Below are 22,339 nucleotides of genomic sequence, written 5' to 3' on the forward strand. Positions count from 1 at the left end.
TTGCCCGCCTCTACTTGCGCAGGTTCAGGTACTCATCCATCAGCAGCTTCGCCTGGGCCAGCTTCGCCTCGACGAAGCGGTCGTCCTCGTCCGGCTCCGGGGGCGGGGCGGGGTGGGAGGGGGCCTCCACGGCCTTGCCGTCCGGCCCGAAGTCCACCGCGGCCGCCAGCAGGTTGCGCGCGGCATTCCCGCTGAAGAGCCGGGCCAGGGCCGTCGTCTCCACGTCCAGCCAGCGCGCGGCCTGGCGCAGGACGTCCAGGTACTCGCCCTCCATGGCGCGGGGCGGGCGGCTGGGGGCGGCCATGCAGACGCGCGCGTAGCTGTGCTCCCGGTCCACGTACATGCCCATGGAGCGGTCGCGGAAGTCCCGGGAGAGCGCCTGCGTCATGGCGTCCACATGCTCCTCGGGGGAGGAGACCTTGCCGGACGTCTTGCCGGAGACGAGGGGAATCTCCGCCACGTGCCAGCCGGTGTCGGCCAGCGACTCCGGACGGGGTTCCACCCACTTCACTTCAGGACACGGGAGGTCGAGCCCCTCGCACACGCCCTTGAGCGTCTGACGCAGGGCGGTGAGGTTTCCTTCGACGTCGGAGAGGAAGAGAACGAGTCGGCGCTGCTGGGACACGGGGGGGGCTCCTTGAGTGGCCCCGTGAAAGCCCCGGCGTTACCTGAGAATTTCCGGAAGTCTCCACGCCCGCCTGCCCCCCAGGCGGCGGGGGCGTGCGGGCGCGGGTCCGGGACTTCTCCTACAGCGGGATGTTGCCGTGCTTGCGCGGCGGGTTCTCCTGCCGCTTGTCCTTGAGCATCTCCAGCGCGCGGATGACCTTGGCGCGGGTCTCCTCCGGACGGATGACCTCGTCGATGTAGCCCAGCTCCGCCGCCTTGAACGGGTTGGCGAACTTCTCGCGGTAGTCGTCCGTGAGCTTCTTGCGCTCGGCGTTGGCGTCCTGGGCCTTGAGCAGCTCGTTGCGGAAGATGATGTTCACCGCGCCCTCCGGGCCCATCACGGCGATTTCGGCGGTGGGGTAGGCGTAGTTGATGTCCGCGCGGATGTGCTTGGACGCCATGACGTCGTACGCGCCGCCGTAGGCCTTGCGGGTGATGAGGGTGATTTTCGGGACGGTGGCTTCCGCGTACGCGTAGAGCAGCTTGGCGCCGTGGGTGATGATGCCGCCCCACTCCTGGTCGGTGCCGGGGAGGAAGCCGGGCACGTCCACCAGGGTGAGCAGGGGGATGTTGAAGCAGTCGCAGAAGCGCACGAAGCGCGCGGCCTTCACGCTGGCGTCGATGTCCAGGCAGCCGGCGAGCACCGCGGGCTGGTTGGCGACGATGCCCACGCTCTTGCCGTTCATGCGCGCGAAGCCGACGACGATGTTCTTCGCGAAGTGCTCCTGCACCTCGAAGAAGTGCTTGGAGTCCACGATGGCGCGGATGATCTCCTTGATGTCGTAGGGCTTGTTCGGGTTCGCCGGGACGATGGACTTGAGCGACTCCTCGGCGCGGAACGGGTCGTCGTCACACGGCTGCGCGGGCGGGTCCTCCTGGTTGTTGGAGGGCAGGTACGAGAGCAGCTCGCGCGTCATGGCGATGGCGGCCTGCTCGTTCTCCGCGGCGAAGTGGGCCACGCCGGACTTCTGGTTGTGCGTGAGCGCGCCGCCCAGGGACTCCTTGGAGACCTCTTCGTGCGTCACCGTCTTGATGACGTCCGGGCCGGTGATGAACATGTACGACGTGTCCTTCACCATCATGATGAAGTCCGTGATGGCGGGCGAGTACACCGCGCCGCCCGCGCACGGCCCCAGGATGAGCGAAATCTGGGGGACGACGCCGGACGCCAGCGTGTTGCGCAGGAAGATGTCCGCGTAGCCGGCCAGGGACTCCACGCCTTCCTGGATGCGCGCGCCGCCGGAGTCGTTGAGTCCGATGACGGGCGCGCCCACGCGGGTGGCCAGGTCCATGATCTTGCAGATCTTCTGGGCGTAGGCGCCGGAGAGCGAGCCGCCGAAGACGGTGAAGTCCTGGGCGAAGACGAACACCTGCCGGCCCTCCACGGTGCCGTAGCCGGTGACGACGCCGTCGCCCAGGATCTTCTTGTCGCCCATGCCGAAGTCGTGGCTGCGGTGGGTGACGAACTTGTCCAGCTCGCTGAAGGAGCCGGGGTCGAGGAGCAGGTCGATGCGCTCGCGGGCCGTGAGCTTGCCGGCCTCGTGCTGCTTGGCGATGCGGTCGGCGCCGCCGCCCTGCTCGGCCTGCTGCTCCATCTGCTGGAGCCGTGCGCGCAAGGGATCGTTCTCGGGGGTCGTGGCCATGGGGGGCCGCTCTAACACGATTGGCGGGCGCTGGCAGCGCTTCCCTTGCCTCTGGTGGGGTGGGCGGACGGCCGGGCCCCCCGTGCATGGGGCGGGGACGGGACGGAAGTTCAGGATTTCCGACACCGCGTCTCCTGGGCTCCGGGGCCGGGAGGCGGGCAGGGAGGTGGGCGATGCGTTCGAGGCCGGGAGCACTGCAGGTGGGCTCTTTCCGGGGGGTGCCCATCCGGGTCCATGTCTCCCTGTTGATAGCGCTGCCCATCCTGGCGCTGTCGTTCGGCGGGGCGCTCCAGCAGGCGGCGGAGACGGCGGACGTGCCGCCGGGCGCGCTGGGCGGGCACCCGTGGGCGTGGGGGCTGGCGGTGGCGGTGGGGCTGTTCGTGTCGGTGCTGCTGCACGAGATGGCGCACACCCTCTATGCGCTGCGGCATGGCGGCGAGGTGCACGGCATCACGCTGATGATTGTCGGAGGCGTGTCGGAGCTGGCGGAGGTGCCCAAGCGCCCCCGGGACGAGGCGGTGATGGCGCTGGTGGGGCCGCTGACGAGCCTGGGGCTGGCGGCGTTCCTGGGCGCGCTGACGTGGGTGATGCACGGCCTGGGGCTGTTCCAGGTGCAGTTCGCGCTCTTCACGCTGGCGATGCTCAACGCGGTGCTGGGGGGCTTCAACCTGTTGCCGGCGTTCCCCATGGACGGGGGGCGCATCGTGCGCGCGGCGCTGACGCCGAGGTTGGGGATGGTGCGGGCGACGAAGGTGGCGGCGGGGCTGGGGCGGGTGTTCGCGGTGCTGTTCGGCGTTTGGGGGCTGGCGACGCTGAACCCGTTCACGCTGGTGGTGGCGTTCTTCGTGTTGATGGGGGCGGAGGGGGAGTCGCGGCAGGTGCGGATGAAGGCGCTGCTGGAGCGCGTGAAGGTGGAGGCGCTGATGACGCCCCGGATGGTGGGCGTGGACCTGGACCTGTCCATGCAGGACGCGCACTGGGCGATGCGGCACGAGCACGTGAACGCGTTGCCGGTGACGAGCGCGGGGCGGCCGGTGGGGCGGGTGACGTGGGCGGCGGTGCAGGCGGTGCCGGAGGCGCAGCGCGCGGGCTACGTGGTGCGCGATGCGATGGAGGACGGGGTGGTGGCGGACCTGCGCGAGGACGGGTGGACGGCGCTGCGCAGGATGGCGGAGGCGCGCGTGCCCATGGCGTCGGTGGTGGATGAAGAGGGATTGCTCGCGGGGACGCTGGACTGGAATGACATCCAGCGGGGGCTGGCGCGCGAGGAGGAGGCGGAGAAGAACCGGTCCCGGACGGGGTGGCCCCGGGAGCGGACGGCGTAGGTTGGATGGGAGGCATCCACCCTGGTAAGTGGGGGTGCCATGTCCTCTTCGCTGTCGCTCAAGTGCGGCCTGCTGCTCGGCTTGTTGGCGTTTCCGGCGTTGGCCCGAGAGCTTGAAGAAAAGCTCAGGATCCGGACGCTCCAGGTTCCGGCCCATCCCGGGCAGGAAGCGCCGTCCATCTACGTCTCCGCGCAGGTGGCGAGCGTGCTGCGCTTCGAGCAGGACGTCGTGCCCGCGAAGACACGGCTTCTGGCCTGGGAGGGGCGGTTCGAACCGCTGCTCGTTGGAAGCAAGAAGGTGGTGGTCGAGCCGCTGCGCGACCTGGATGAGGGCGAAGCGTTGCCTCTCCTTGTGACGCTGGTGGATGGGACGGAGTTGACGTTCCTCGTGAGGCCGAAGCGTCGAGAGGACTGGGGGTGGATCGACTACCAGGTCAATGTGTTCAAGGACCGTGGCAGCTACAACGCGGTGCTTTCAGGGCTGTATGACGCGCTCAACAGAGAGCGTGAGCTGCGTGAGGAGAACGAGCGGTTCAAGAAGGAGGAGAACTCCATCGACCATGCCTACGCGACGCTTCTCTCCAACGGAGAGGTGGAGAAGACGCCGTTCCGGCGCAAGCGGGTCTTCCGCTTGAGGCACGAGGACATGGACATGGTGGTCGAGCTCTTCAAGGGCCCCGGCAAGGCAGCCGCCGTGGTGACGTTGCGGAACACCGTCCTCCAGGAGCCGTGGCGGTTCGAAGCGGCCTCCGTGACCCGTGAACTCTCTCCCACGGAGCGCCCGTTCGCGTTGCGCATGGAGCGGCCAGTCATCGTCCCTGGCCAGTCAGGGAGGATCGCCGTCGTCGTGGACAGGAGTTCCTTCGAAGTGGAGGGTGGTCAGTTGGCGGATCTGGCCCTTCAAATCTTCCGTGGGGATGGGCTCCTCCAGGTCGCCGTGGCGATGGAACATGCACTCGTTCGGCAGTAGAAAAGTCGCCCACATGCCCACGACACAGGCCCTGCTGCTCGGCACCTTCGTCCTGCTTGCTGCGTCTTCTGGATGTACGAGCAGCGGGGTGTTGCTGCGCCCCGATGGAACTCCCGGTCCGCAGGAGTGCTCGGAGGAAGCCAGGCGGACGATGCGTGCCTTGAAGTTGCGTGTGGGGGACGCGCAGTTGGTGGAGCTGGACGCGAACCAGATTGGCTCACGGCGTCCCACGCTCTACGACGGCCCGATTGAAAGCATCTTGGAGGATGACTTCGGCACGCTGGAGGCAACGACCCGTTTGTATGGGCAGGTCTGGACGAGCGGTCCGCAGGTCGTCATCCGGTACTACGAAGCCCATCCTCCGGACAGTGAGAAGTTCCCCATCTGCGCCGTGGCCCGGCTCAGCCAGGACCAGATGCGGAAGAGCCCGGACTCGAAGCCTGGGACAGCCATCCTCGAAGGCTCCACCGCGGCGGCCTACGTCGTGGATGCGTTCCGGTAGCGGACGGCGCGCTCCGAGGGAATAGGTCCGCGCTGGCTGTGTCGAGATGGGTGTTTCCCACAAGGAAGCCCCATGAAGAGTGCTGGTTGGAAGGATGTTGGCGTCGACGCCAGCGAGGACATCGGCAACCAGAGTTCAAGCCGGGCCACGTGGCTTTGCTTCTTGCTCAGCCCAAGCGCATCAGGCAGTTCGAGTTCCACTTGAAGCGCCCCATGAAGGTCGTGCAACTGGAGTACCAGTGCCACCTGCAGGGTCTGGGTAATTCGGGGTGGCTGCCCGAGGGCACGCCGCTCGGAACGCAGGGCGAGTCACGGCGCCTGGAGTCCTTCGTCGGCATCCGGCTGCGCGGCGAGGAGGCCCCTGTGCAAGGTGCGCTACTTGTGCAAAGTGAACGGCATAGCGTGTCCCATGGGCCCGCTCTCGGACGAAGCGATGTTCGGCACGAAGGGGGAGAGCCACAAGCTGTTGGGCATGCAGGTGGAGTTGGTGCGTAAGGAGCGACTGGATTGCTTCGGGAATACGACGGTTCGCCCTGGGGAAATCCCGGAGCGGGCCGTTGTCATTTCAGTTCACCTTCGGCCTCGACCAGTTCATCTGGAGTCGGTGCGCGCAGTCGGGGCGCTGTCCATCCGCTCGGCCATGCTAGTGCTATCATTTGGTGCGCAAAGTGGGCGTTGGTGGCCGGTTTGAGCTGGGAGAGAGGGATGCTCTACTAGAGGCTTCACGAAGCCGGAGGAGTTTGTGGCTAAGAGGATGACTGGAGTCAAAAGGGCAAGGGTTCACTGGGAGCGGCCCGCCGTTTTTGTTTTTGGTGTCGCCATGTGTTTTCTCTTGGCGTATGCGGCGTTTCAGGATGCTCCGCTTGATCCACAGGATGGACGCTTTTTTTATCTTTCGGGTCCTGTCTGCGCTTTCGGCTGCTGGGATTGCTAGTTGTATCCCGGGGTTTCTCAATGTTCGAGTCGGGAGGGTTGTTAGGGCAGGAGGAGCACTTGCCGTGTTTGCTTTGGTTTATATGTACAATCCGCCCCTGATTGTTAGGCAGGTGGTTAGGGGGGAGGAGAATGCAAAACGTTCCGATGCTTATGGCGTGAGTGGTGGGAATGCTTATGCGGATTCATATGAGAGGCAGTTTCGGCGGGATGAGTTGCGTGGGAGCTTCGGGCCAGTAGACCCGATAGGTCGGAGTGGCGTTGGAAGAGAAGGGCGATATTTGAGTGATGAGGGAGTTCGAAATGACGCTGAAGATGAGGGGGGCTCAGGCTCAACATCGATCGGTTCCTTGAGCAGTGAGGATGTGGTGTCGACTCCGGTTGATGGGGCGGGCGAATGGGACGGAGAGGATTATCTTGTTGCGTCAGCGATTTCATCTGTTGCGAGGATGTATTTCCCGCCTGGATGCCCAGATGGAATTTCTCTCGCTAAGGCTGCCAGTATGGGAAAGCCCCCTGAGCCGGAAGGAACAAGGGTGCTAGCTAATTTCCAAGTAAACTTTCGAAAGGGGGCTTGGGCAAGTGGTGGGTATTGCCCGGCGCTGATTCCAGTTGATGATGAGACTGAGATGCTGGTTCATGCCGAGGCTCGCTGTTCCACTGCGCCACTTGTAGTGGGGGATCAATATCCGGTTTATGCGCCTGCGTGGATGTTGTCTCAGAGCTTGAGTGTTTCGGTTTTTGGAGGGAAGGGAAGGGGGTTCTTTGGGTTGCTTTCCATTCCTTGTGATGGCGCTGTCCACTGGCAGGAGTGGGAGTTGGATAGGGAGAAGGTGTCTGCTTTTGTTGGTGACCTTGTGGATGGGGGGGCTCGAAGTGGTAGGATTTTTGTTGGGGCGAGTGCTAGCCATGTAGGGATGGTTCCTTTGTGGAGGGCGTACGTGACAGTGTCTTGGCGCCGGGCTAGTGGGGGAGGCTGGAGTGGGCGTTGACGTTTTTGTGGCAATGCTTGGGCGCGGCTTTTGGATTTTGTGTCGAGTGGTGCAAGGTGGATGCATGGCGCGGCCTATGTATCCACTCACGGATACTGTGACGTGCGGCACTGCGGGCGAGAGCAGCAAGCTGTTGGGCATGTAGGCGGAGTGTCAGCGGTCCGGACGGGGTGGCCCCGGGCGCGGACGGCGTAGGGGGCGTTCCGGTAACCTGGGCGCCCATGAAGGACGCGTACATCGTTCTGGATTACTCGGCGCTGGAGACCCAGCTCTCCAGTGTCATGACGCCCCACCTGAAGGGGTACGTGACGGCGAAGGCCCGGGCCGCCCATGGAACCAAGTACTTCAACGCGTACAGGGCCACGGAGGCGGTGGGCTTCGTCTGTGACATGCGGCAGCCCCTCAAGGCGCTCCACGATGCCGTCCAGTTCATCAAGGGGCGGCTTTCGAACTTCCGCACCAGCCACGTGAAGATCCTCATCGCGGGCCACGGTCAGTTCAACGAGAACCGCGGCATCGTCCAGGGCGGCGCGAGCGGCACGGTGCTTGGCGTGGCGAACGAGCACATCGCCGAGCACATCCAGCGCATCACCTCCGCCCTCCAGGGACAGTGGATCCAATGGTCCCTCTCCCTGTGCGTCTGCTTCGCCGCGAGGCCCAAGACCGACTACGCCGACCGCGTCACCGGGGACAGCGACGTCGGGGACAGCATGGCCGGGCAGTTGGCCCGGCTGCTGCGCAAGAAGCTCCCGGACTTCACCCTCAAGGCGAACTTCACCCCGGTCAGCATCGGGGACTCCGGGCACCTGAAGGCCAACCTGGAGCAGAGCCAGTTGCGCAAGTTCAGGCTCAGGCAGGCGGAGGAGCTGGCACGCAACCGGTACGCCCGCGGCTACGCGTTCTGGAGCAACCTGGACTCGACGGAGCCGATGCCGCTCTGGAGCATCTGCTTCACCAGCGTGTATGCGGCGAAGGAGGATGAGGTCTCGGACGAGAACGTGACCTCCGCCGAGTTCCAGGAGTCCTTCCGCCAGGAGTTCCTGCAACTGGCGGAGGTCATGGCCGCGACGGAGCCGGACTTCGCGGAGTCGCTGGAGCGCAACACCGACGCGCTGGGCGACATCCTGAACTACCGCCTGGTGGACCTGCGGGTGCAGGCGCACCAGTCCAGCAGCATCGAGAAGGCGAACAAGGTGGTGTGGACGTGCACCAAGGGCCAGCTCTCCCACACGGTCATGATCCGCGAGTCGTAGGGTTCAGTTCTTCTCCGGCAGAGCCCCGTTCATCTGGAAGCGGTGCGCCCGCCGATTGCCGGGAAGCGCTCATAGGTTCGCAGGAGCGTTTCGAGATGGGTGGGGTCGTCGAGATCGAGTGGCTGCTCGGTGAGTCGCACAATCCATCCACCCGTCGCGGTGCGCCGGGCTCGTGACAGCAGCTCCGCGTCGCGTGCCGGGTCAGGGAACCCGATGTGGCGCGCGGTAGCGGCCGACCAGTAGTTCAGCCAGCCCAGGCGATGTGGACACTCGGGCGAGGGGATTTCCCTTGCGAGCTTGAGTGCCGGCAGCCCGCGAGGCGGAGGCTTCGGATTCGCTGCCTGATTCTTGGTCTGACGCGCGATCTCCACGACTGCGGGAAAAGGCGTCGCGTGACCCCAGAACGCGCGGGCGCCTTCCGCGATGCCTTCCAGCAGATCTCCTGCCGCCGTGAGGTGGACGGCATTCATCGGCATCTCCGCGTGGACGTCGAACAACGGTTGGCCTCCCGGCCCGGAATCCGCTGAGATCTCCAGTCCGTAGACCGTCACGAGTTCACTGTCATCGGGGCCATTGCAGATGAGAGTGAACCCCGGCCCATCCGGCCTGCCACCGAGGACCCACGCGTCCCGTTGGGGCAGGGGGTATGGGTTCCCTTCGGGGGAGATCGCCCAGTCCAAGCGCAGGCCGGGGAGCGCGCGCTCCATGCCGTGGACGACGGCAAGAGGGCGGCTGTCATTGCCTACGAGCGCGGGCGCGTAGGCCGTCATGACCAGGTCATTCCGCCGCATCGCCATCCCTGCAACACATGCACGAGCGAGGTTGCGCTCGCGCAGTAACCCCATCACCTGCTGAACAGTCACCTTCCTTCAGTTCTTCTCCGGCAGAGACCAGTTCATCTGGAACCGGTGCGCGCCGTTGGGGGCGCTGTCCAGCCAGCCGGTGATGCTGTCGCTCTTCGCGAGCAGGGGGCCCAGCTCCGTGCTCGCTCCGAAGAACGCGGCCAGGCGCTCGTCGCCCATCACGTCCATCAGCGACACCTGGGACAGGCCCCTGGCCAGCTTCTTTGGATCCAACGTGAACTCCACCGCGCGCTTCAGCGGCCCGCCCTTCTCCGGCAGCGCCGCGAGCATCGCCTGCGTCACCGTGGAGTCGTTGCCGAACACCAACTGCTTGCCCTTGAGCCGCACGTAGACGCTGCCGCCCTTCGCCTCCATCGCGTAGCCGTCCTCCAGCGCCTTCGCTCCCGGGAACTTCGCCAGCGGCGCCAACGCCGCCTTCACCGCCGCCGCGTCCGTCACCTCCGCCGCCAGCGCCTGCTTCGCCGCGAAGAAGCGCACCTCCGGCTTGCGCAGCGACCCCCGCACCGCCACCGAGTCCACCCCGAACAACACCTGCCCCGTCAGTTGCTTCGCCAGCGCGTCCGTCACCGCCTTCACGTCCGCCGCCGGGCACGCGGGACACACCGTCCGCACCGCGTCCGCCACCGACTCCACCGCCTGCGCGACGCCCGTCGGCGCCACCTGCGCCCTTGCGAAGAGCAGGCCCGCGGGGGCCATGGCGCCGTAGGGACTCGTGCCCCTGGCCAGGAAGGGCGGCAGGGGCAGCTTCGCCGCCGTGCCCTCCACCTTCAGCCCCGTCGCCGTGCCGTCCAGCGCCAGCACGCCGTCCTTCGTGGACACGAACAGCACCCCCGGCACCGTGGCCATCCTCGCGTCCGAGGCCGGCGCCTTCTGCGCCACCAGCTTCGCGGCCTCCTTGCGGAGCGCGTCGTCTGAATCCGTGCTCAGGAAGGCGCAGGCCTCCTGGCCCTTGATGACGTAGCCCCCGAAGCCGCCCGTGGCGCTGGGGGCTCGCAGCGTCGTCACGCCCTTCACCGTGCCCGCCTTCACGTCGCCGTTGCGCGCGAGCACGTTCGCCGTCGCTTCCTGGAACACCTTCGCGTCCTTCACCCGCGTGCACGCGATGCGGCCGTCCTGCCGCATGGACACCGTCAGCGGCCCCGTCACGTCGATGCCCTGTGCCTCCATCAACTCCGGCTTCCCCAGGTCGAGCTGGAGGATGGGGTGCAGCTCGCCGCGCCAGGCCTCCGGGTTCAGCATCTGCGAGGACGCCCCGGCCCGCGTCAGGAACGCGTTCAACCCCTGGAGCTTGTCCAACTGCGGAGCGTGGAGGACCGTCACCGTGGAGGCGGCGACGCGAGGCGCGGGTGCGGCCGCCAGCGTGGCGGCGAGTGCGAGGGCGAGCATGCCCCCACCTGAAAGCGCCCCACCGCCCCTGTCAAGGCACTCCCACCGGGGACGCCCACCACCAACGTCCGCGCGGCGCCCCGCCTGCCCTACGCCGGCAGGCGCCCCGTGTTGGCCCAGTCAATCATCCGCTCCGCCAGCTCCTCCGCGTGGCGGCGCAGGTAGGCCAACTGCAACACCTCGTCGTCCGTGCGCGCCAACGCCAGGCGCACCCGCAGGCTGTCCACGAACCGCAGCACCTGCCCGATGCTCAGCGACGCCCGGTCCTCCAGCGCCCCCGCGAACCCCGCCACCTCCGCCTCCGCCGTGAAGCCCTCCGCCAGCAGCGCCGCGACGAGCACCGGCCGCGCCACCCGGTGCTCATGCGCCCGCGCGTCCTGCAACTGGAGCCGCCATGGCTGCGCCTCCCACCGCGCCTCGCCTTCGACGTTCTCCGCCGGCTCCCGCCCGCCCTGCGTCCGCGATGCCATCGCTCGCGTCATCCGTGCCCCCTCTTCCAACGAGACCTGGGTCCATCCTCGGAAGTGACCCGCAGCCTTCTCCCCCTCGATGACCAGGGTTCGCGGATGGGCGGCTTTCCAGAAAAAACGCACTCCACCTGCTTTCTTGCCCACCCGGAGGGATGCTTGGACTGTCATTCGCGGACGCTCCCGTGCAGGGGGAAAGCCTCTCGCCGGCGACGTCTCCGGTTCGCCGGCGAGAGGTCACCGGGAGCCCGGTGCCTTCCTGCTTTGAGGGATTGTCGCGAGGCGCCGTGAGTGGATTCGGCCCCCGGTGCGGAGGCGGGTGTTCACGTGGGGACAGTGGGCGGCCCCCGGGACGGATTGGGTTGGACCCTCGCTCTACCGCATCGTTCGGAGTCCGGTTCCGGGGGACGGGGTGGTCGACCGCGTCTTTGTCGGGACCCTCACGGCCTTCCGGGGGGAAGCCACCATGTCGAACCTGCTCGACCTGCCGCGTCAGGCATTGATGGATTTGCGCTCGCGCCTCAGCCACCTGCCGCTCGTGTCCCACTTGCACCGACGGCACTCGCCCAACAGCCTGGCCCTGTCCAGTCCGTCACCGCAGGACTCGGTGCTGGCGGATCCGCAACGCGTGGAGACGTGGCGCCGCGCGGTGGAGCGCTACGTGCGCCCCAACCAGGTGGTGGTGGACGTGAAGGCCGGCACCGGCCTGCGCACCTTCCTCGCCGCGCACCAGCACCCGCGCAAGCTGTACGCGGTGGATGACTCGCGGCTGCTGGACACCACGCAGTGGGTGGCCCGCCGCAACGGCCTGGAGCGCATCGACTTCGTGCGCGAGCCCACCTGGCACTTCCAGCCGCAGGAGAAGGCGGACGTGCTGCTGCATGAGCTGCTGGGAGATGCGCTGCTCGACGCGGGGCTCGTGCCCCGGATGCTGGACTTGCGCTCGCGCCTGCTCAAGCCCGGCGGCCGCATCCTCCCCAACCGCTTCGAGGTCTACGTGGAGCCCGTGCAGCTCCGCGAGGAGGCGTGTGTCCCGTTCATCTGGACGCAGCACCTGCCGCACGTGGACTTCCGCTGCCTCCAGTCGCTGCGCGAGGCGATGAGCCCGTCGTACTTCACGCGGCTGGTGCGCTCGTACGAGGTGGACCACCTGCTGTGCGAGCCGGAGCCCGCGTTCGGGTTCGACCTGGAGACGATGCGCGCGGAGGGGCTGCCCTCGCGCGTGCGCATCCAGCGGCCGGTGGAGGAGGACGGGCGGGTGGACGGCTTCTGCCTGTTCTACAAGGTCGCCTTCGACGCGGAGCTGGCCTTCGACGTGTCCCCCATGCGCGAGCGCAACACCACGGCGATGACGCTCCTGCGCGTGGAGCCTCGCGAGTTCAGCCGCTACGACACGCTGGACTTCGAGCTGGAGCTGCCCAATCCGTCCGACCCGCGCACCTGGCGGTGGCAGTTCACCTGACGGCAGTGCCGGAGCCTGGAGTGATGCCCGGTGGACAGCCTTCCTGTCTCCGGGTGTCGCCGCGGGTGGGCGCACTGCCTAGCTTGCAGGGCGCATGCGACCGCTCCGGCTCCTCGTCCCGCTCCTCATGTCCGCCGCCGCGCTGCCCGCGGCGGCCCAGGCTCCGCGCACCGTGGCGGGCGTGTGTGGCCGCACCAACTGGGTCTGCGTGGCGGAGTGCATCGACGCGGAGTGCGTCGACAAGTGCATGCGCGAGGGGTGCGAGGACGCGCTCAAGCGGCTGAAGGCCTGCACCAGCAAGGCGGCCTGCGCGCCGGATGACTCGGCGTGCGCGGCGAAGTCGTGCGGCCTCACCTGCGAGCGGTCCTTCGAGCCCGCGCCCAAGAGCCCGGAGAAGCTGGTGACGAACCCGTGCGAGGGCGACAAGGCCCCGAAGGGCACGGCGGTCCCCAGGGAGCTGGTGGGCACGTGGGTGCTGTCCGCGGCGAGCATCCCGGACACGGACCAGGGACAGGAGGAGCGCATCGACGTGCAGCCCCGGTCCGACTACGCGCGGGCGCTGCAGGTGACGCCGGAGGGCTGCTTCGTGCTGCGCACGAAGCTGGATGACGCGACGCTCGGGCGCGGCAGCACGCTGGACGTGCGCGCGTGGGGCCGGGTGGAGGTGAAGGACAAGAAGCACCTGGCGCTGCGCACGCAGGACGGTCAGGCGGTGGGCCCGGTGTGCGGCAAGCAGCGCGTGGTGCCCCTGTCCCAGGGGAAGTTCAAGGGCGGGGAGTTCACGTACGCCTTCGAGGAGAAGGACTCGCTCGTCCTCACCGTGCCGGGCGCCACGCGGCAGACGTTCCAGTTCGAACGGGAGAAGCAGGAGGCGCCGGAGCCGCCGCCCAAGCCTTGAGGAGGACCTTGCCCCCACCGGGGCGCACGGGTGAGAAGGACGCCATGGCAGGCCGCGAGCGGATGGCGAGCATGGACGCGGCGTGGCTCCAGATGGAGGAGCCCGCGAACCTGATGATGATCACCGCGGTGCTGTGGTTCGACGGCGCCATGGACCTGGAGCGCCTGCGCGCGGTGGTGCGCGAGCGGCTGGTGGAGCGCTACCCGCGCTTCCGGCAGCGGGTGGTGCCCGGGCCGCTGGGCGCGCCGCACTGGGAGGACGCGCCGGACTTCGACCCGGACGCGCACCTGTCCACGCTGCGCGTGCCGGAGTCCGCGGGACACGCGGGGCTGGAGGCGCTCGTCGGGGACTGGCTGGGCGTGCCGCTGGAGCGCTCCCGTCCGCTGTGGCACCTCCACCTGGTGCGGGGCGCGCCGGGCGGGGACGTGCTGCTCGCGCGGCTGCACCACTGCATCGCGGATGGCATCGCGCTCGCGCGGGTGCTGCTGTCCCTCACGGATCCGGTGGAGGTACCCGGGGCGCCCGGGCCGCGCGCGGTGGAGCTGGAGGAGGGGAGTGAAGTCACTCCGTCCGGACCGGAGCGGCCGCCGGGCGCTCCGGGCTGGCTGCGGCTGGCCCGGGGTGCCCGCTCCGCGCTGCGCAAGGGCGCGGAGCTGGTGCGCGAGCCCATCCTCGCGGGCGATCTGGTGCGCGAGGGCGCGAGGGGTGCGGCGGCCCTGGGCAAGCTGCTGGTGCTGCCGCCGGATCCCCGCTCTCCGTTGCGTGGGCCGCTGGGCCCCCGGAAGCTCGCCGCGTGGTCGGAGCCCATCGAGCTGGAGCGGGTGAAGGCCGTGGGCCGGACCCTGGGCGGCACGGTGAACGACGTGCTGCTCACGGTGGTGACGGGCGCGCTGCGGCGCTACCTGGACGCGCGCGGCGCCCCGCCGGAGGACGTGCACGCGCTGGTGCCGGTGAACCTGCGGCCCCTGGACGTGCCGGTGCCTCGCGAGCTGGGCAACCGCTTTGGCGTCGTGTTCCTGCGGCTGCCCGTGCACCTGGCGGAGCCGCGCCGCCGCTTGCGCGAGGTGGCGAAGCGGATGGAGCAGCTCAAGCGCTCTCCGGAGGCCGTGGTGACGTTCGGCGTGCTGGAGCTGCTGGGGCGCACGCCCGCGGCGCTGGAGCGCGCCGTCGTGGACGTGATGGGCACCAAGGCGTCGCTCGTCGCCACCAACGTGCCCGGGCCGCGCCAGCCGGTGTCGCTCGCGGGCAGCCGGCTGGAGGGGCTCACGTTCTGGGTCCCCCAGGCCGGCCACGTGGGCCTGGGGGTCAGCCTCTTCAGCTACTCGGGGCGGGTGACCGTGGGCGTGGCCTCGGACGCGTCCCGCGTGCCCGACCCGGGGGCCCTCGTCGCCGCGTTCCAGGACGAACTGGACGCGCTGGCGGCGCTGGCCCCCTGAAGGGCCTTCGCTGGCGGCTACTTCGCGGCGAAGAGCTTGTGCGGGTCGTACTTGCCGCGCACTTCCTTGAGCTTCGCGCGGATGGCGTCCGGCCAGGCGCTGTCGAAGTGCGCCGCGTCGCGGACCTTGCCCATGAAGTTGATGGCCATCTCCGGCGACAGCCACGACTTCAGCTCCGCGCGCAGGCCCTCCGTGGCGCCGGGCAGCACCGCCTCGAACAGCGGCGGGTGCATGCCCACCAGCCCGATGAGGAAGTTGCCGTTGCGGCCGCCCACCGCCGAGCCGCCCGCCACGTCCTTCTGGCTCGCGCCGCCCAGGTGCCGCAGCTCCAGCATGAAGTACGGCGTCTGCGCGCCCGCGCCCACGTGGCGCAGCAGCGTGGTGACCAGGTCCTGGTCCACGTGGCTGAGCATCATGCCGCTGGTCCACACGGGGCTGGGCTGGTCCGGATCATTGTGGATGCGCGCCATCTGGGTCGCGGGCAGCTCGCCCAGCATGTCCAGGTAGAGGGGCGCCAGCGCGCGCAGGGGCGCCGCCAGCTTCGCGCCCTCCTCCATGGAGCCCGGGTAGGCGAAGCGCAGGTTGATGACCGTGCGGCCGCGCAGCGGGGGCGGGATGAAGTCGAACGGCGGGAAGCGCATGACGGCGATGCTCGTGGACACGCGCGCGTCCGCCTCCGACGTCCACTTCACCCAGCCGCGCAGCACGGCCTCGATGTGCTGCTCCTCGAAGAAGAGGCTGCCCGCGTAGAGCGAGCGCAGCTCCACCAGTTGGACCTTCACCTCCGTCACGATGCCGAAGCCGCCCTTGCCGCCGCGCAGGCCCCAGAACAGGTCCGGGTGCTTCTCCGCGCTCGCCTCCACCGTCTCCCCGTCACAGGTGACGAGCGTGTAGCCCACGACATAGTCGGAGCTGACGCCGTGGCTGCGCACCAGCGGCCCGAAGCCGCCGCCCAGCAGGTAGCCCACCACGCCCACGTTCAGGGACGAGCCGGCGATGGGCGCCAGGCCGTGCTTCGCCGCCTCCGCGACGACCGGCTCCCAGCGCGCGCCCGCGCCGATGGTGGCGACGCGCGTCGCCGGGTCGATGCTCACGTGGTTCATCGCCTTCGTGGAGAGGAGCACGCCGGAGGTGATGGGCACGTCCGTCCCGTGCCCCGTGGCCTGCACCGACACGGGCAGGTGGTTCTCCCGGGCGAAGCGGATGGCCTCCACCACGTCCTGCGTGGACTTCACCGCCACCACGTACTGCGGCGAATGGGTGACCACGACGTTGAAGCCGGCACACTCCGGGGCATAGCCCGCGTCGTTGGGGGTGTAGACGGGGCCGCTCACGCGGCCGGCGAGGGTCTGGGTCATGGGGCGTTGCTCCTTCGTGTCAGCCAGCCCCTGGGGGCTGGGAGGGGGACTCGGGTGCGCTGCGGTGCCGCGTCCAGGGAGTACGAGCGCGAAGCAGCATAAACCTGGAAGTCAGGTCCGTACACGGAAGCGCGGTGTGAAAACACGGCCCGCGCTCCAGCGGGCCGGCCCCCCGGCACCCCTACAGCAGGCCGTGCTCCTCCAGCTTGTTGTAGAGCGTGCGCCGGCTCACCCCGAGCAGCCGCGCCGCCAGCGTGCGGTTGTCCCCCGAGCGCTTCAGCGCGTCCGCCAGCGCCTCCTTCTCCACGTCCTTGCGCCGTGACTCCAGCGTGACGGAGTCGGACGGCGACGGAGGCGGCGGCGCGGCGACGGGCGGCGGCGCGAGCCCCGGCTGGCGGGAGAGTTCGCGCGCCACGTCCTCGCCGGAGAGCACGGGCCCGTCGCAGAGCACCACCAGCCGCTCCAGGAAGTTCTGCAACTGGCGCACGTTGCCGGGCCACGGCTGGGCCTGGAGCGCGCGCAGGCCGTCCTCGCTCAGGGTGAAGGGAGGCCGGCCGTTGGTCTTCGCGTGCACGTCCAGGAAGTGGCGGGCGAGCGGCGCGATGTCCTCCGGGCGCTCGCGCAGCGTGGGCAGCCAGAGGGGCACCACGTTGAGCCGGTAGAAGAGGTCCTCGCGGAAGGTGCCCCGGCGCACGCCGTCCTCCAGCGCCTGGTGCGTGGCCGCGACGAAGCGCACGTCCACCTTCACCGTCTGGGTGCCGCCCAGCCGTTCGAACTCGCGCTCCTGGAGCACGCGCAGCAGCTTCACCTGCACCGCGGGGGACACGTCGCCAATCTCGTCGAGGAACAGCGTGCCGCCGTGCGCCAGCTCCACGCGTCCGGGCTTGCGCGTGGCCGCGCCCGTGAAGGCGCCCTTCTCGTAGCCGAACAGCTCGCTCTCCAGCAGCGTGTCCGGGAGCGCCGCGCAGTGCAGCTTCACGAACGGCCCCGCGCGCCGGGGGCTGTGCTCGTGCAGGGCCCGCGCGGCCAGCTCCTTGCCCGTGCCGGACTCGCCGCGCAGCAGCACCGTGGCGGTGCCCTGGGCGGCCTTCACCAGCAGGGCCTTCACCTGCGTCATCGCGTGGCTTGCGCCCATGAGCAGGCTGTCCAGGCCGTCCGGCGCCTTGCCGGTGCCGCGAGTGGGCTCCGGGTCCCGGCTCGCGTGGAGCAGGGCCTTCCTCAGCGTGAAGAGGAGCTCCTCGCGGTCGAAGGGCTTGAGCACGAAGTCCGCCGCGCCCGCCTTCATCGCCTCCACCGCGAGCGGCACCGTGCCGTGCGCCGTCATCAGCAGCACGGGCACGTCCGGCCAGCCGCGCCCCACCTGCGCGAGCAGCTCCATGCCGCTCATGCCCGGCATGCGCACGTCGCTCAGCACCACGTCGATGGGGCGGCGCGCGAGCAGGGCCAGGGCGTCCTTCGCGCTGGAGGCCGGATGCGGCGTGAGGCCCGCCTGGGTGAGCAGCGCGCCCAGCACCTTGAGCAGCGCGGGATCATCGTCGACCACCAGGACGTGGCCCTTCAGTGCGTCGCTCACGCGGCTTCTCCCTCGGATTGCGGGGCCTGGGAGGCGGGGGCCGCCGGCAGGCGCAGGCGCAGGAGGGTGCCATGGCCCTCGCCGCTCGTCAGGGACGCGGTGCCGCCGTGCGCCTCCGCCACGCGCCGCACGAAGGCCAGCCCCAGGCCGCTGCCCGTCGCCTTGGTGGTGAAGAAGTCGTCGAAGGCCCGCTCCCGCGTGCGCGCGTCCATGCCGGCGCCGGTGTCCCGCACCTCCACCACCACCGCGTCGCCGTCCCGCTGCGTGCGCACGGTGAGGGTGCCGCCTTCGGGCATGGCCTCGAAGGCGTTGCGCACCAGGTTCTCCAGCGCGTTGGCGAGCAGGTCCTCGTCGCCCGCGCACGCGGGCAGGTCGGGGGCGAGCTCCTTCTTCAGCTCCACCGCGCCCGGCGTCGCGAAGGCCTGGAGCGACAGCACGCCCTCCACCAGCCGGTTCAGGTCCAGCGGCCGGCGCAGCGGCTCCACTCGCGCGAGGCGCTGGTAGGTGCCCGCCACGCGGTCCAGGCGCTCCACCTGCTCCAGCAGCAGGTCCAGGAAGTCCCCGTGCGCGTCCCAGGAGTGGCCGCGCGCGTGCTCCTCCTTCAGGTACTGCGCGGCGCCCTTGAGCGCGGCGATGGGGTTCTTCAGGTCGTGCGCCATCTGCGCGGAGAAGCGGCCCAGCGTGGCCAGTTGCTCCAGGCGCTCGCGCTGGGTGACGAAGGCGGTGACGCCCCGCCGCGCCGCCGCCAGCAGCGAGAAGGTGATGGCGGTGGTGCCCACGACGAGCGCGCCGGACTCGGCGGCGAAGACGCGGAAGAGCGTGAGGTAGGCGAGCACGCCCACCAGCGCGAGCACGACGGCGTGCATGGCCGCGTTCGTGGCGCGCGCGTCCTTGCCGAAGAGCTGGAAGCGCAGCGACGCGGTGGCCATCACCGGCAGGCCCAGGAGCGTGCCCACGTTGCCCAGCTTCGGCACGGGCAGGGCCATGTCCGCCGCCAGGTCCGTGAGCAGCAGCGCGACGAGCAGCGTGAGCCCCAGCAGCATCAGGCCCGCTCGCGCGCGTTCGTCCGGGGAGCCCTCCGCGCTGGCGTGGCGCAGGTGGCGCGTGAGCAGCACGAAGCCCGTGGCGAGGATGGGGATGACGCCCACGGCGACCGCGAGCCCGAAGCGGAAGGTGTTGATGCGCTCCTCCAGCGCGGGCACGCCCATGGCGATGAGCATGGTCAGCGCGAGCGCGCCCATCACCGCGTAGGTGCCGTAGAGCACGCGGGCGGAGCGGCGGCGGCGGCCCACGAACGCGAGGATGAAGTGCACCGCGCACGGCAGCGTCATCAGCGCCGCGGCGAAGCCCATCAACCGCCAGCCCGTGTCCCCCGAGCGCGCCAGTCCGAAGGCGGAGAAGTTCCAGGTGGACAGCGCGATGGAGAGCAGGGACAGCGGCAGCGCGAGGGGGCTGCGTCCCACGCGGGCGAGCGCGATGCCGGCGAGCGCGAGCTGCCCCGCGCACGCCAGCAGGCTGAGCCACATGGCGCCCGTCATCGCGCGCCTCCGTGGCTCAGAGCATGCCCAGCCGGCGGGCGTTGGCGGGGTCGACCGCCGCGGACTCCCAGCGCCGCACCGCGGCCTCGCGCTCCGCGTCGGGCGAGTCCGCGTAGTAGCCCAGCGTGTCGTGCAGGGCGCGGCTCAGCTCCTCGATGGCGGCGAGCCGCACGTCCAGCTCGCGGTGGCGCAGCGCGGCCACCAGCCAGTCCGCGCGGCGGCGGCTGCGGTTCTCCGCCCACCACGCCGACCACTGGCGCGGCTGGAGCCCCAGCGTGGCGCGGGTGACTTCGCGCAGGGCCTCCGCGGCGGCCTGCGCGCACATGGCGTCATCGCTGCCGGTGAGGTTGATGAGGCCCTCGATGGCGTCGCGGTCGTGCAGCGTGCCCAGGGCGCGGGCCGCCAGCGAGCGGCGGAGCGCGTCCCGGCTGGCCAGCTCCTGGCGCAGGTCGCGCAGGGACGCGTCCAGGCGCGGCAGGTGCTTGAGCGCGGCGGCCGCGACCCGGGCGGCGCTGGAGATGTCCGGCTCCATGTCGAACAGGCCGCGCAGCACGCCGTCCACCAGCTCCGCGTAGGGCAGGTTGCCCGCGGTGAGCAGCGCCAGGTAGCGCGTGTCCGCGTCGTTCGAGTCCAGCAGCGGCGCCAGCGCGACGGCCGCGGGGCGGCCCAGGCGCGACAGGGCGGCGGGGATGGGGCCCAGCTCGTCCGCCTCCGGCAGCTCCACGACGGGCAGGCGGCTCCAGGCGGTGGGGCCGGGGAAGTGCTGCGCGAGCACCCGGGCGCTGGCTTCCGGCGAGCGGGCCAGCTCCGCGATGGCGCTGGAGCGCAGGGACGCGTCCGGGCCGGTGAGCCGGCGCAAGAGCGGCGTGAAGTCCGGCGGCGGGCGCTCCTCCGGGGACAGCACGCGCGGGGGCAGGGCGGCGGCACGGCCCAGGTTGGCCACGCCGCCCCGGCCGAAGACGGGGTTCCACCCGAGCCCCGCGACCACGGCGGGCGCGGGGGCGGGCTGGACCGGGGCCGGGAAGCCGGGCACGTCCACGTCGATGCTGATGTCCTCTTCGGGCGCGCGCAGCTCGGACACGCGCTGCTTGCGGAAGAGGATGAGCTCCTGGAAGGCGGCCGGCAGGTCCTGGCAGAACAGGATGTAGTCGCTCAGCCGGCGCTGGCTCATCGGCTTCTGGCCGCAGTCGCCGTAGAGGATGGCCACGAGGCGGCCCTTCACCTCCACCGGGTACAGGAAGACGGTGCGCGGGGCCTGGCGGCCGAAGAGCTCCAGGTAGTGCCGCGTGAGCGCGTCCGGCGGCAGCGGGCCCGCGTAGCTGCCGCGCGTGACGGCGACGGTGCGGAAGACGCTGCTCGCGTCCAGGGGGATGGAGACCTGGGCCAGGGCGTTGGCGTCCCAGCCCTCGCCGCGCGAGTCCCAGCCACCGGCGGCGCCGCGCACGACGGCGAAGGCGGCCACATAGTCGAACGTGCGGCGGCCGAAGCGCAGCGCCACGTCCAGCAGGCGGTCCAGGTCCCGCGTCGCCTCGCGCAGCGCGGAGCGGGCCTGGGGCAGCGTCCACTCCGGCACGGCGGCATCCGGCGCGCTGGAGGCACCCGGGACGGGGGCGGGCTCCGGCGCGCGGGGACGGTTCGCGCCCTGCGCGGACGCGGGGTTGCTGAAGATGATGAAGGACGGCTCGCCCCGGGGCGGCGCCGGGGGAACGGGAGGCTGGGTCGGCGTGGCGGCCTGGGCCGCGCGGGCCTGCTGCTCGGGCGCGGGAGGCCACACGGCGGGACGGGCTCCCGGGGGCTGCGAGGGGGCGCCGGTGCGGTTCGCGGACGGAGGCGTGCCCTGCGGGCCCTGGACGGCGGTGCCCGGTCGGGCGCCTTGTCCCGCTGTCGAGGGACCTTGAGGACCCGCGCCCTGCACGGTGGTGCCCTGGCCTCCGAAGCCCTGCGCGCCCGCGCCCTGCACGGTGGTGCCCGGTCCGCCAAAGCCTTGCGTCGCGGGACCCTGCGCGCCTCCGCCCTGCACGGTGGTGCCCGGACGGCCCGCGGCCTGTGGGGGCGTGGCGAACGCACCGGGCGCGGTGGGTCGACCACCCTGGGCGGAGCCCTGCGGCGCCGCGGCGGGCGTGCCGGCCGGACCCACGGGCAACAGCACGGGCACGGGCTGCGGCGGCGGGAGAGGACGCTCTCCCGGCGGATAGAGCGTCGGCGGCCCGGCGTTCGCTGCCGCGCCCCGGGTCGGGGCCTGCGTGGGCGCCGTGGCGCGCGCGGGCGTGCCCGGCATGTTCAGCCGCAGCGGCTCGCGCGTGTACGCGGGGGGCGGGATGTCCGTGGGCGTCGGCGGCGGGGTGGGGCGCTGGACCGCGCGCGCCGTCGTCACCGGCCCCGCGGAGGTGTTCAGGCGCAGCGGCTCGCGCACGTACGCGGGCGGCGGGATGTCGGCGGGCTCGGGCTCACGCGAGGCGGCGGGACGGGCCGCCGCGGGCACGGGCTCCTGGGCCACGTTGCGCGCCAACTGCTCCACCATGTCCACCGTCATCGACTCGTCGTCCGGCGGCGGTGGCGGAGGCGGCGTGAGCGCTCCGGCCTGCTGGGCGACCGCCTCGGCCAGTTGCACGAAGCGGGGCGGCAGCGGCTGGCGGTAGATGATGGAGATCCACTCGCGCACCCGCAGCTCGATGGCGACCCACAGCTCCAGCGGCTTGCCCAGGAGGAAGCCGACTTCGTCCAGCTCCTTCTTGGGCACCGGATAGGCGCACGCCACGTGCAGCGTGTTGCCGTCCAGGGACAGGGGGACGACGCTGAGGCGCTCGGCGATTTTCGGGGGGATGAAGCTGGCGACCTCGAGGTTGGGCTCGAAGTCCACCAGGTTCACGGGCCGGAAGCCGGAGACCTCGCCCAGCATCGCGAGGACATCCGCTTCGGAGAGGCCGCGCTCCAGGAGCACGGTGTCCACGTGGCCACCCTGGGCCTGGTGCAGACGCAACAACTCCCCGGCCTGCTCCTGGGTCAGGAGGGCGCGCGAGACGAGGTGCTGGGCAAGACGCGAAGGCATGAAGGCCGCGGCATCTTACGGCCGCGG

General features: G+C 70.3%; 17 protein-coding genes. 8 read left to right on the plus strand and 9 right to left on the minus strand.

Annotated elements, in window-relative coordinates; translation table 11 throughout:
* Window positions 1-10: 10 nt before the first annotated feature.
* Both K8612_RS22050 and K8612_RS22055 read right to left on the minus strand, forming a co-directional pair.
* Complete coding sequence (locus tag K8612_RS22050) at window positions 11-625, minus strand: hypothetical protein (RefSeq protein WP_223740638.1); 615 nt, start codon at window positions 623-625, stop codon at window positions 11-13.
* A gap of 121 nt (window positions 626-746) precedes the next feature.
* On the minus strand, window positions 747-2,309 hold the full coding sequence (locus tag K8612_RS22055; protein ID WP_223740637.1) for an acyl-CoA carboxylase subunit beta: 1,563 nt from the start codon (window positions 2,307-2,309) through the stop codon (window positions 747-749).
* A 218-nt stretch (window positions 2,310-2,527) separates the two neighbouring features.
* Between K8612_RS22055 and K8612_RS22060 the strand changes: the two genes are divergently transcribed.
* The 5 genes from K8612_RS22060 to K8612_RS22080 all read left to right on the plus strand — a co-directional run bounded on the left by K8612_RS22060 (window position 2,528) and on the right by K8612_RS22080 (window position 8,282).
* Window positions 2,528-3,634: a site-2 protease family protein gene (locus tag K8612_RS22060; protein WP_223763746.1), complete on the plus strand. Its 1,107-nt coding sequence runs from the start codon at window positions 2,528-2,530 to the stop codon at window positions 3,632-3,634.
* A gap of 39 nt (window positions 3,635-3,673) precedes the next feature.
* A complete protein-coding gene (locus tag K8612_RS22065; protein WP_223763747.1) occupies window positions 3,674-4,603 on the plus strand; it encodes a DUF2381 family protein in 930 nt (309 codons plus the stop codon).
* Window positions 4,604-4,616: 13 nt separating this feature from the next.
* On the plus strand, window positions 4,617-5,105 hold the full coding sequence (locus K8612_RS22070) for a serine/threonine protein kinase (protein WP_223763748.1): 489 nt from the start codon (window positions 4,617-4,619) through the stop codon (window positions 5,103-5,105).
* A 212-nt stretch (window positions 5,106-5,317) separates the two neighbouring features.
* Window positions 5,318-5,599: a hypothetical protein gene (locus tag K8612_RS39620; RefSeq protein WP_223763749.1), complete on the plus strand. Its 282-nt coding sequence runs from the start codon at window positions 5,318-5,320 to the stop codon at window positions 5,597-5,599.
* A gap of 1,651 nt (window positions 5,600-7,250) precedes the next feature.
* A complete protein-coding gene (locus tag K8612_RS22080; protein ID WP_223763750.1) occupies window positions 7,251-8,282 on the plus strand; it encodes a hypothetical protein in 1,032 nt (343 codons plus the stop codon).
* 29 nt (window positions 8,283-8,311) lie between these two features.
* Here K8612_RS22080 and K8612_RS22085 read toward each other — a convergent pair whose 3' ends face one another.
* The 3 genes from K8612_RS22085 to K8612_RS22095 all read right to left on the minus strand — a co-directional run bounded on the left by K8612_RS22085 (window position 8,312) and on the right by K8612_RS22095 (window position 11,013).
* Complete coding sequence (locus tag K8612_RS22085; RefSeq protein ID WP_223763751.1) at window positions 8,312-9,052, minus strand: DUF5953 family protein; 741 nt, start codon at window positions 9,050-9,052, stop codon at window positions 8,312-8,314.
* Between the two features lie 99 nt (window positions 9,053-9,151).
* Complete coding sequence (locus K8612_RS22090; protein WP_223763752.1) at window positions 9,152-10,531, minus strand: hypothetical protein; 1,380 nt, start codon at window positions 10,529-10,531, stop codon at window positions 9,152-9,154.
* Between the two features lie 89 nt (window positions 10,532-10,620).
* Complete coding sequence (locus K8612_RS22095; RefSeq protein WP_223763753.1) at window positions 10,621-11,013, minus strand: hypothetical protein; 393 nt, start codon at window positions 11,011-11,013, stop codon at window positions 10,621-10,623.
* Between the two features lie 451 nt (window positions 11,014-11,464).
* On the opposite strand from K8612_RS22095, the gene K8612_RS22100 reads away from it, so the two are divergent.
* The 3 genes from K8612_RS22100 to K8612_RS22110 all read left to right on the plus strand — a co-directional run bounded on the left by K8612_RS22100 (window position 11,465) and on the right by K8612_RS22110 (window position 14,794).
* The gene (locus K8612_RS22100) at window positions 11,465-12,460 is read left to right on the plus strand and encodes a class I SAM-dependent methyltransferase (RefSeq protein WP_223763754.1); all 996 of its coding nucleotides are present in this window, start codon (window positions 11,465-11,467) and stop codon (window positions 12,458-12,460) included.
* 94 nt (window positions 12,461-12,554) lie between these two features.
* Complete coding sequence (locus K8612_RS22105) at window positions 12,555-13,358, plus strand: hypothetical protein (RefSeq protein WP_223763755.1); 804 nt, start codon at window positions 12,555-12,557, stop codon at window positions 13,356-13,358.
* A gap of 44 nt (window positions 13,359-13,402) precedes the next feature.
* A complete protein-coding gene (locus tag K8612_RS22110) occupies window positions 13,403-14,794 on the plus strand; it encodes a wax ester/triacylglycerol synthase family O-acyltransferase (protein WP_223763756.1) in 1,392 nt (463 codons plus the stop codon).
* 17 nt (window positions 14,795-14,811) lie between these two features.
* On the opposite strand, the gene K8612_RS22115 is transcribed toward K8612_RS22110, so the two are convergent.
* The 4 genes from K8612_RS22115 to K8612_RS22130 form a co-directional block, all read right to left on the minus strand.
* Entirely contained in the window at window positions 14,812-16,152 is a 1,341-nt protein-coding gene (locus K8612_RS22115; RefSeq protein ID WP_223763757.1) for an FAD-binding oxidoreductase, read from the minus strand.
* Between the two features lie 181 nt (window positions 16,153-16,333).
* Window positions 16,334-17,725, minus strand: a complete 1,392-nt coding sequence (locus tag K8612_RS22120) for a sigma-54 dependent transcriptional regulator (protein WP_223763758.1) — start codon at window positions 17,723-17,725, stop codon at window positions 16,334-16,336.
* The gene (locus K8612_RS22125; protein WP_223763759.1) at window positions 17,722-19,263 is read right to left on the minus strand and encodes an ATP-binding protein; all 1,542 of its coding nucleotides are present in this window, start codon (window positions 19,261-19,263) and stop codon (window positions 17,722-17,724) included. The genes K8612_RS22120 and K8612_RS22125 overlap by 4 nt, the downstream gene beginning before the upstream one ends.
* Before the next feature lie 16 nt (window positions 19,264-19,279).
* Window positions 19,280-22,312 (minus strand): FrgA protein, encoded by a 3,033-nt coding sequence (locus K8612_RS22130; protein WP_223763760.1) that lies wholly within the window; start codon window positions 22,310-22,312, stop codon window positions 19,280-19,282.
* Window positions 22,313-22,339 lie beyond the last annotated feature (27 nt).

Source organism: Corallococcus sp. AS-1-6 (assembly GCF_020037015.1).
Taxonomy (GTDB): Bacteria; Myxococcota; Myxococcia; order Myxococcales; family Myxococcaceae; genus Corallococcus.

Bases quoted from the DNA above. Each gene is read 5' to 3' on its own strand.
- K8612_RS22055 (WP_223740637.1), bottom strand. From the start codon at position 2,309: ATGGCCACGACCCCCGAGAACGATCCCTTGCGCGCACGGCTCCAGCAG.
- K8612_RS22065 (WP_223763747.1), top strand. From the start codon at position 3,674: ATGTCCTCTTCGCTGTCGCTCAAGTGCGGCCTGCTGCTCGGCTTGTTG.
- K8612_RS22070 (WP_223763748.1), top strand. From the start codon at position 4,617: ATGCCCACGACACAGGCCCTGCTGCTCGGCACCTTCGTCCTGCTTGCT.
- K8612_RS39620 (WP_223763749.1), top strand. From the start codon at position 5,318: ATGAAGGTCGTGCAACTGGAGTACCAGTGCCACCTGCAGGGTCTGGGT.
- K8612_RS22080 (WP_223763750.1), top strand. From the start codon at position 7,251: ATGAAGGACGCGTACATCGTTCTGGATTACTCGGCGCTGGAGACCCAG.
- K8612_RS22085 (WP_223763751.1), bottom strand. From the start codon at position 9,052: ATGACGGCCTACGCGCCCGCGCTCGTAGGCAATGACAGCCGCCCTCTT.
- K8612_RS22090 (WP_223763752.1), bottom strand. From the start codon at position 10,531: ATGCTCGCCCTCGCACTCGCCGCCACGCTGGCGGCCGCACCCGCGCCT.
- K8612_RS22095 (WP_223763753.1), bottom strand. From the start codon at position 11,013: ATGACGCGAGCGATGGCATCGCGGACGCAGGGCGGGCGGGAGCCGGCG.
- K8612_RS22100 (WP_223763754.1), top strand. From the start codon at position 11,465: ATGTCGAACCTGCTCGACCTGCCGCGTCAGGCATTGATGGATTTGCGC.
- K8612_RS22105 (WP_223763755.1), top strand. From the start codon at position 12,555: ATGCGACCGCTCCGGCTCCTCGTCCCGCTCCTCATGTCCGCCGCCGCG.
- K8612_RS22110 (WP_223763756.1), top strand. From the start codon at position 13,403: ATGGCAGGCCGCGAGCGGATGGCGAGCATGGACGCGGCGTGGCTCCAG.
- K8612_RS22115 (WP_223763757.1), bottom strand. From the start codon at position 16,152: ATGACCCAGACCCTCGCCGGCCGCGTGAGCGGCCCCGTCTACACCCCC.
- K8612_RS22125 (WP_223763759.1), bottom strand. From the start codon at position 19,263: ATGACGGGCGCCATGTGGCTCAGCCTGCTGGCGTGCGCGGGGCAGCTC.
- K8612_RS22130 (WP_223763760.1), bottom strand. From the start codon at position 22,312: ATGCCTTCGCGTCTTGCCCAGCACCTCGTCTCGCGCGCCCTCCTGACC.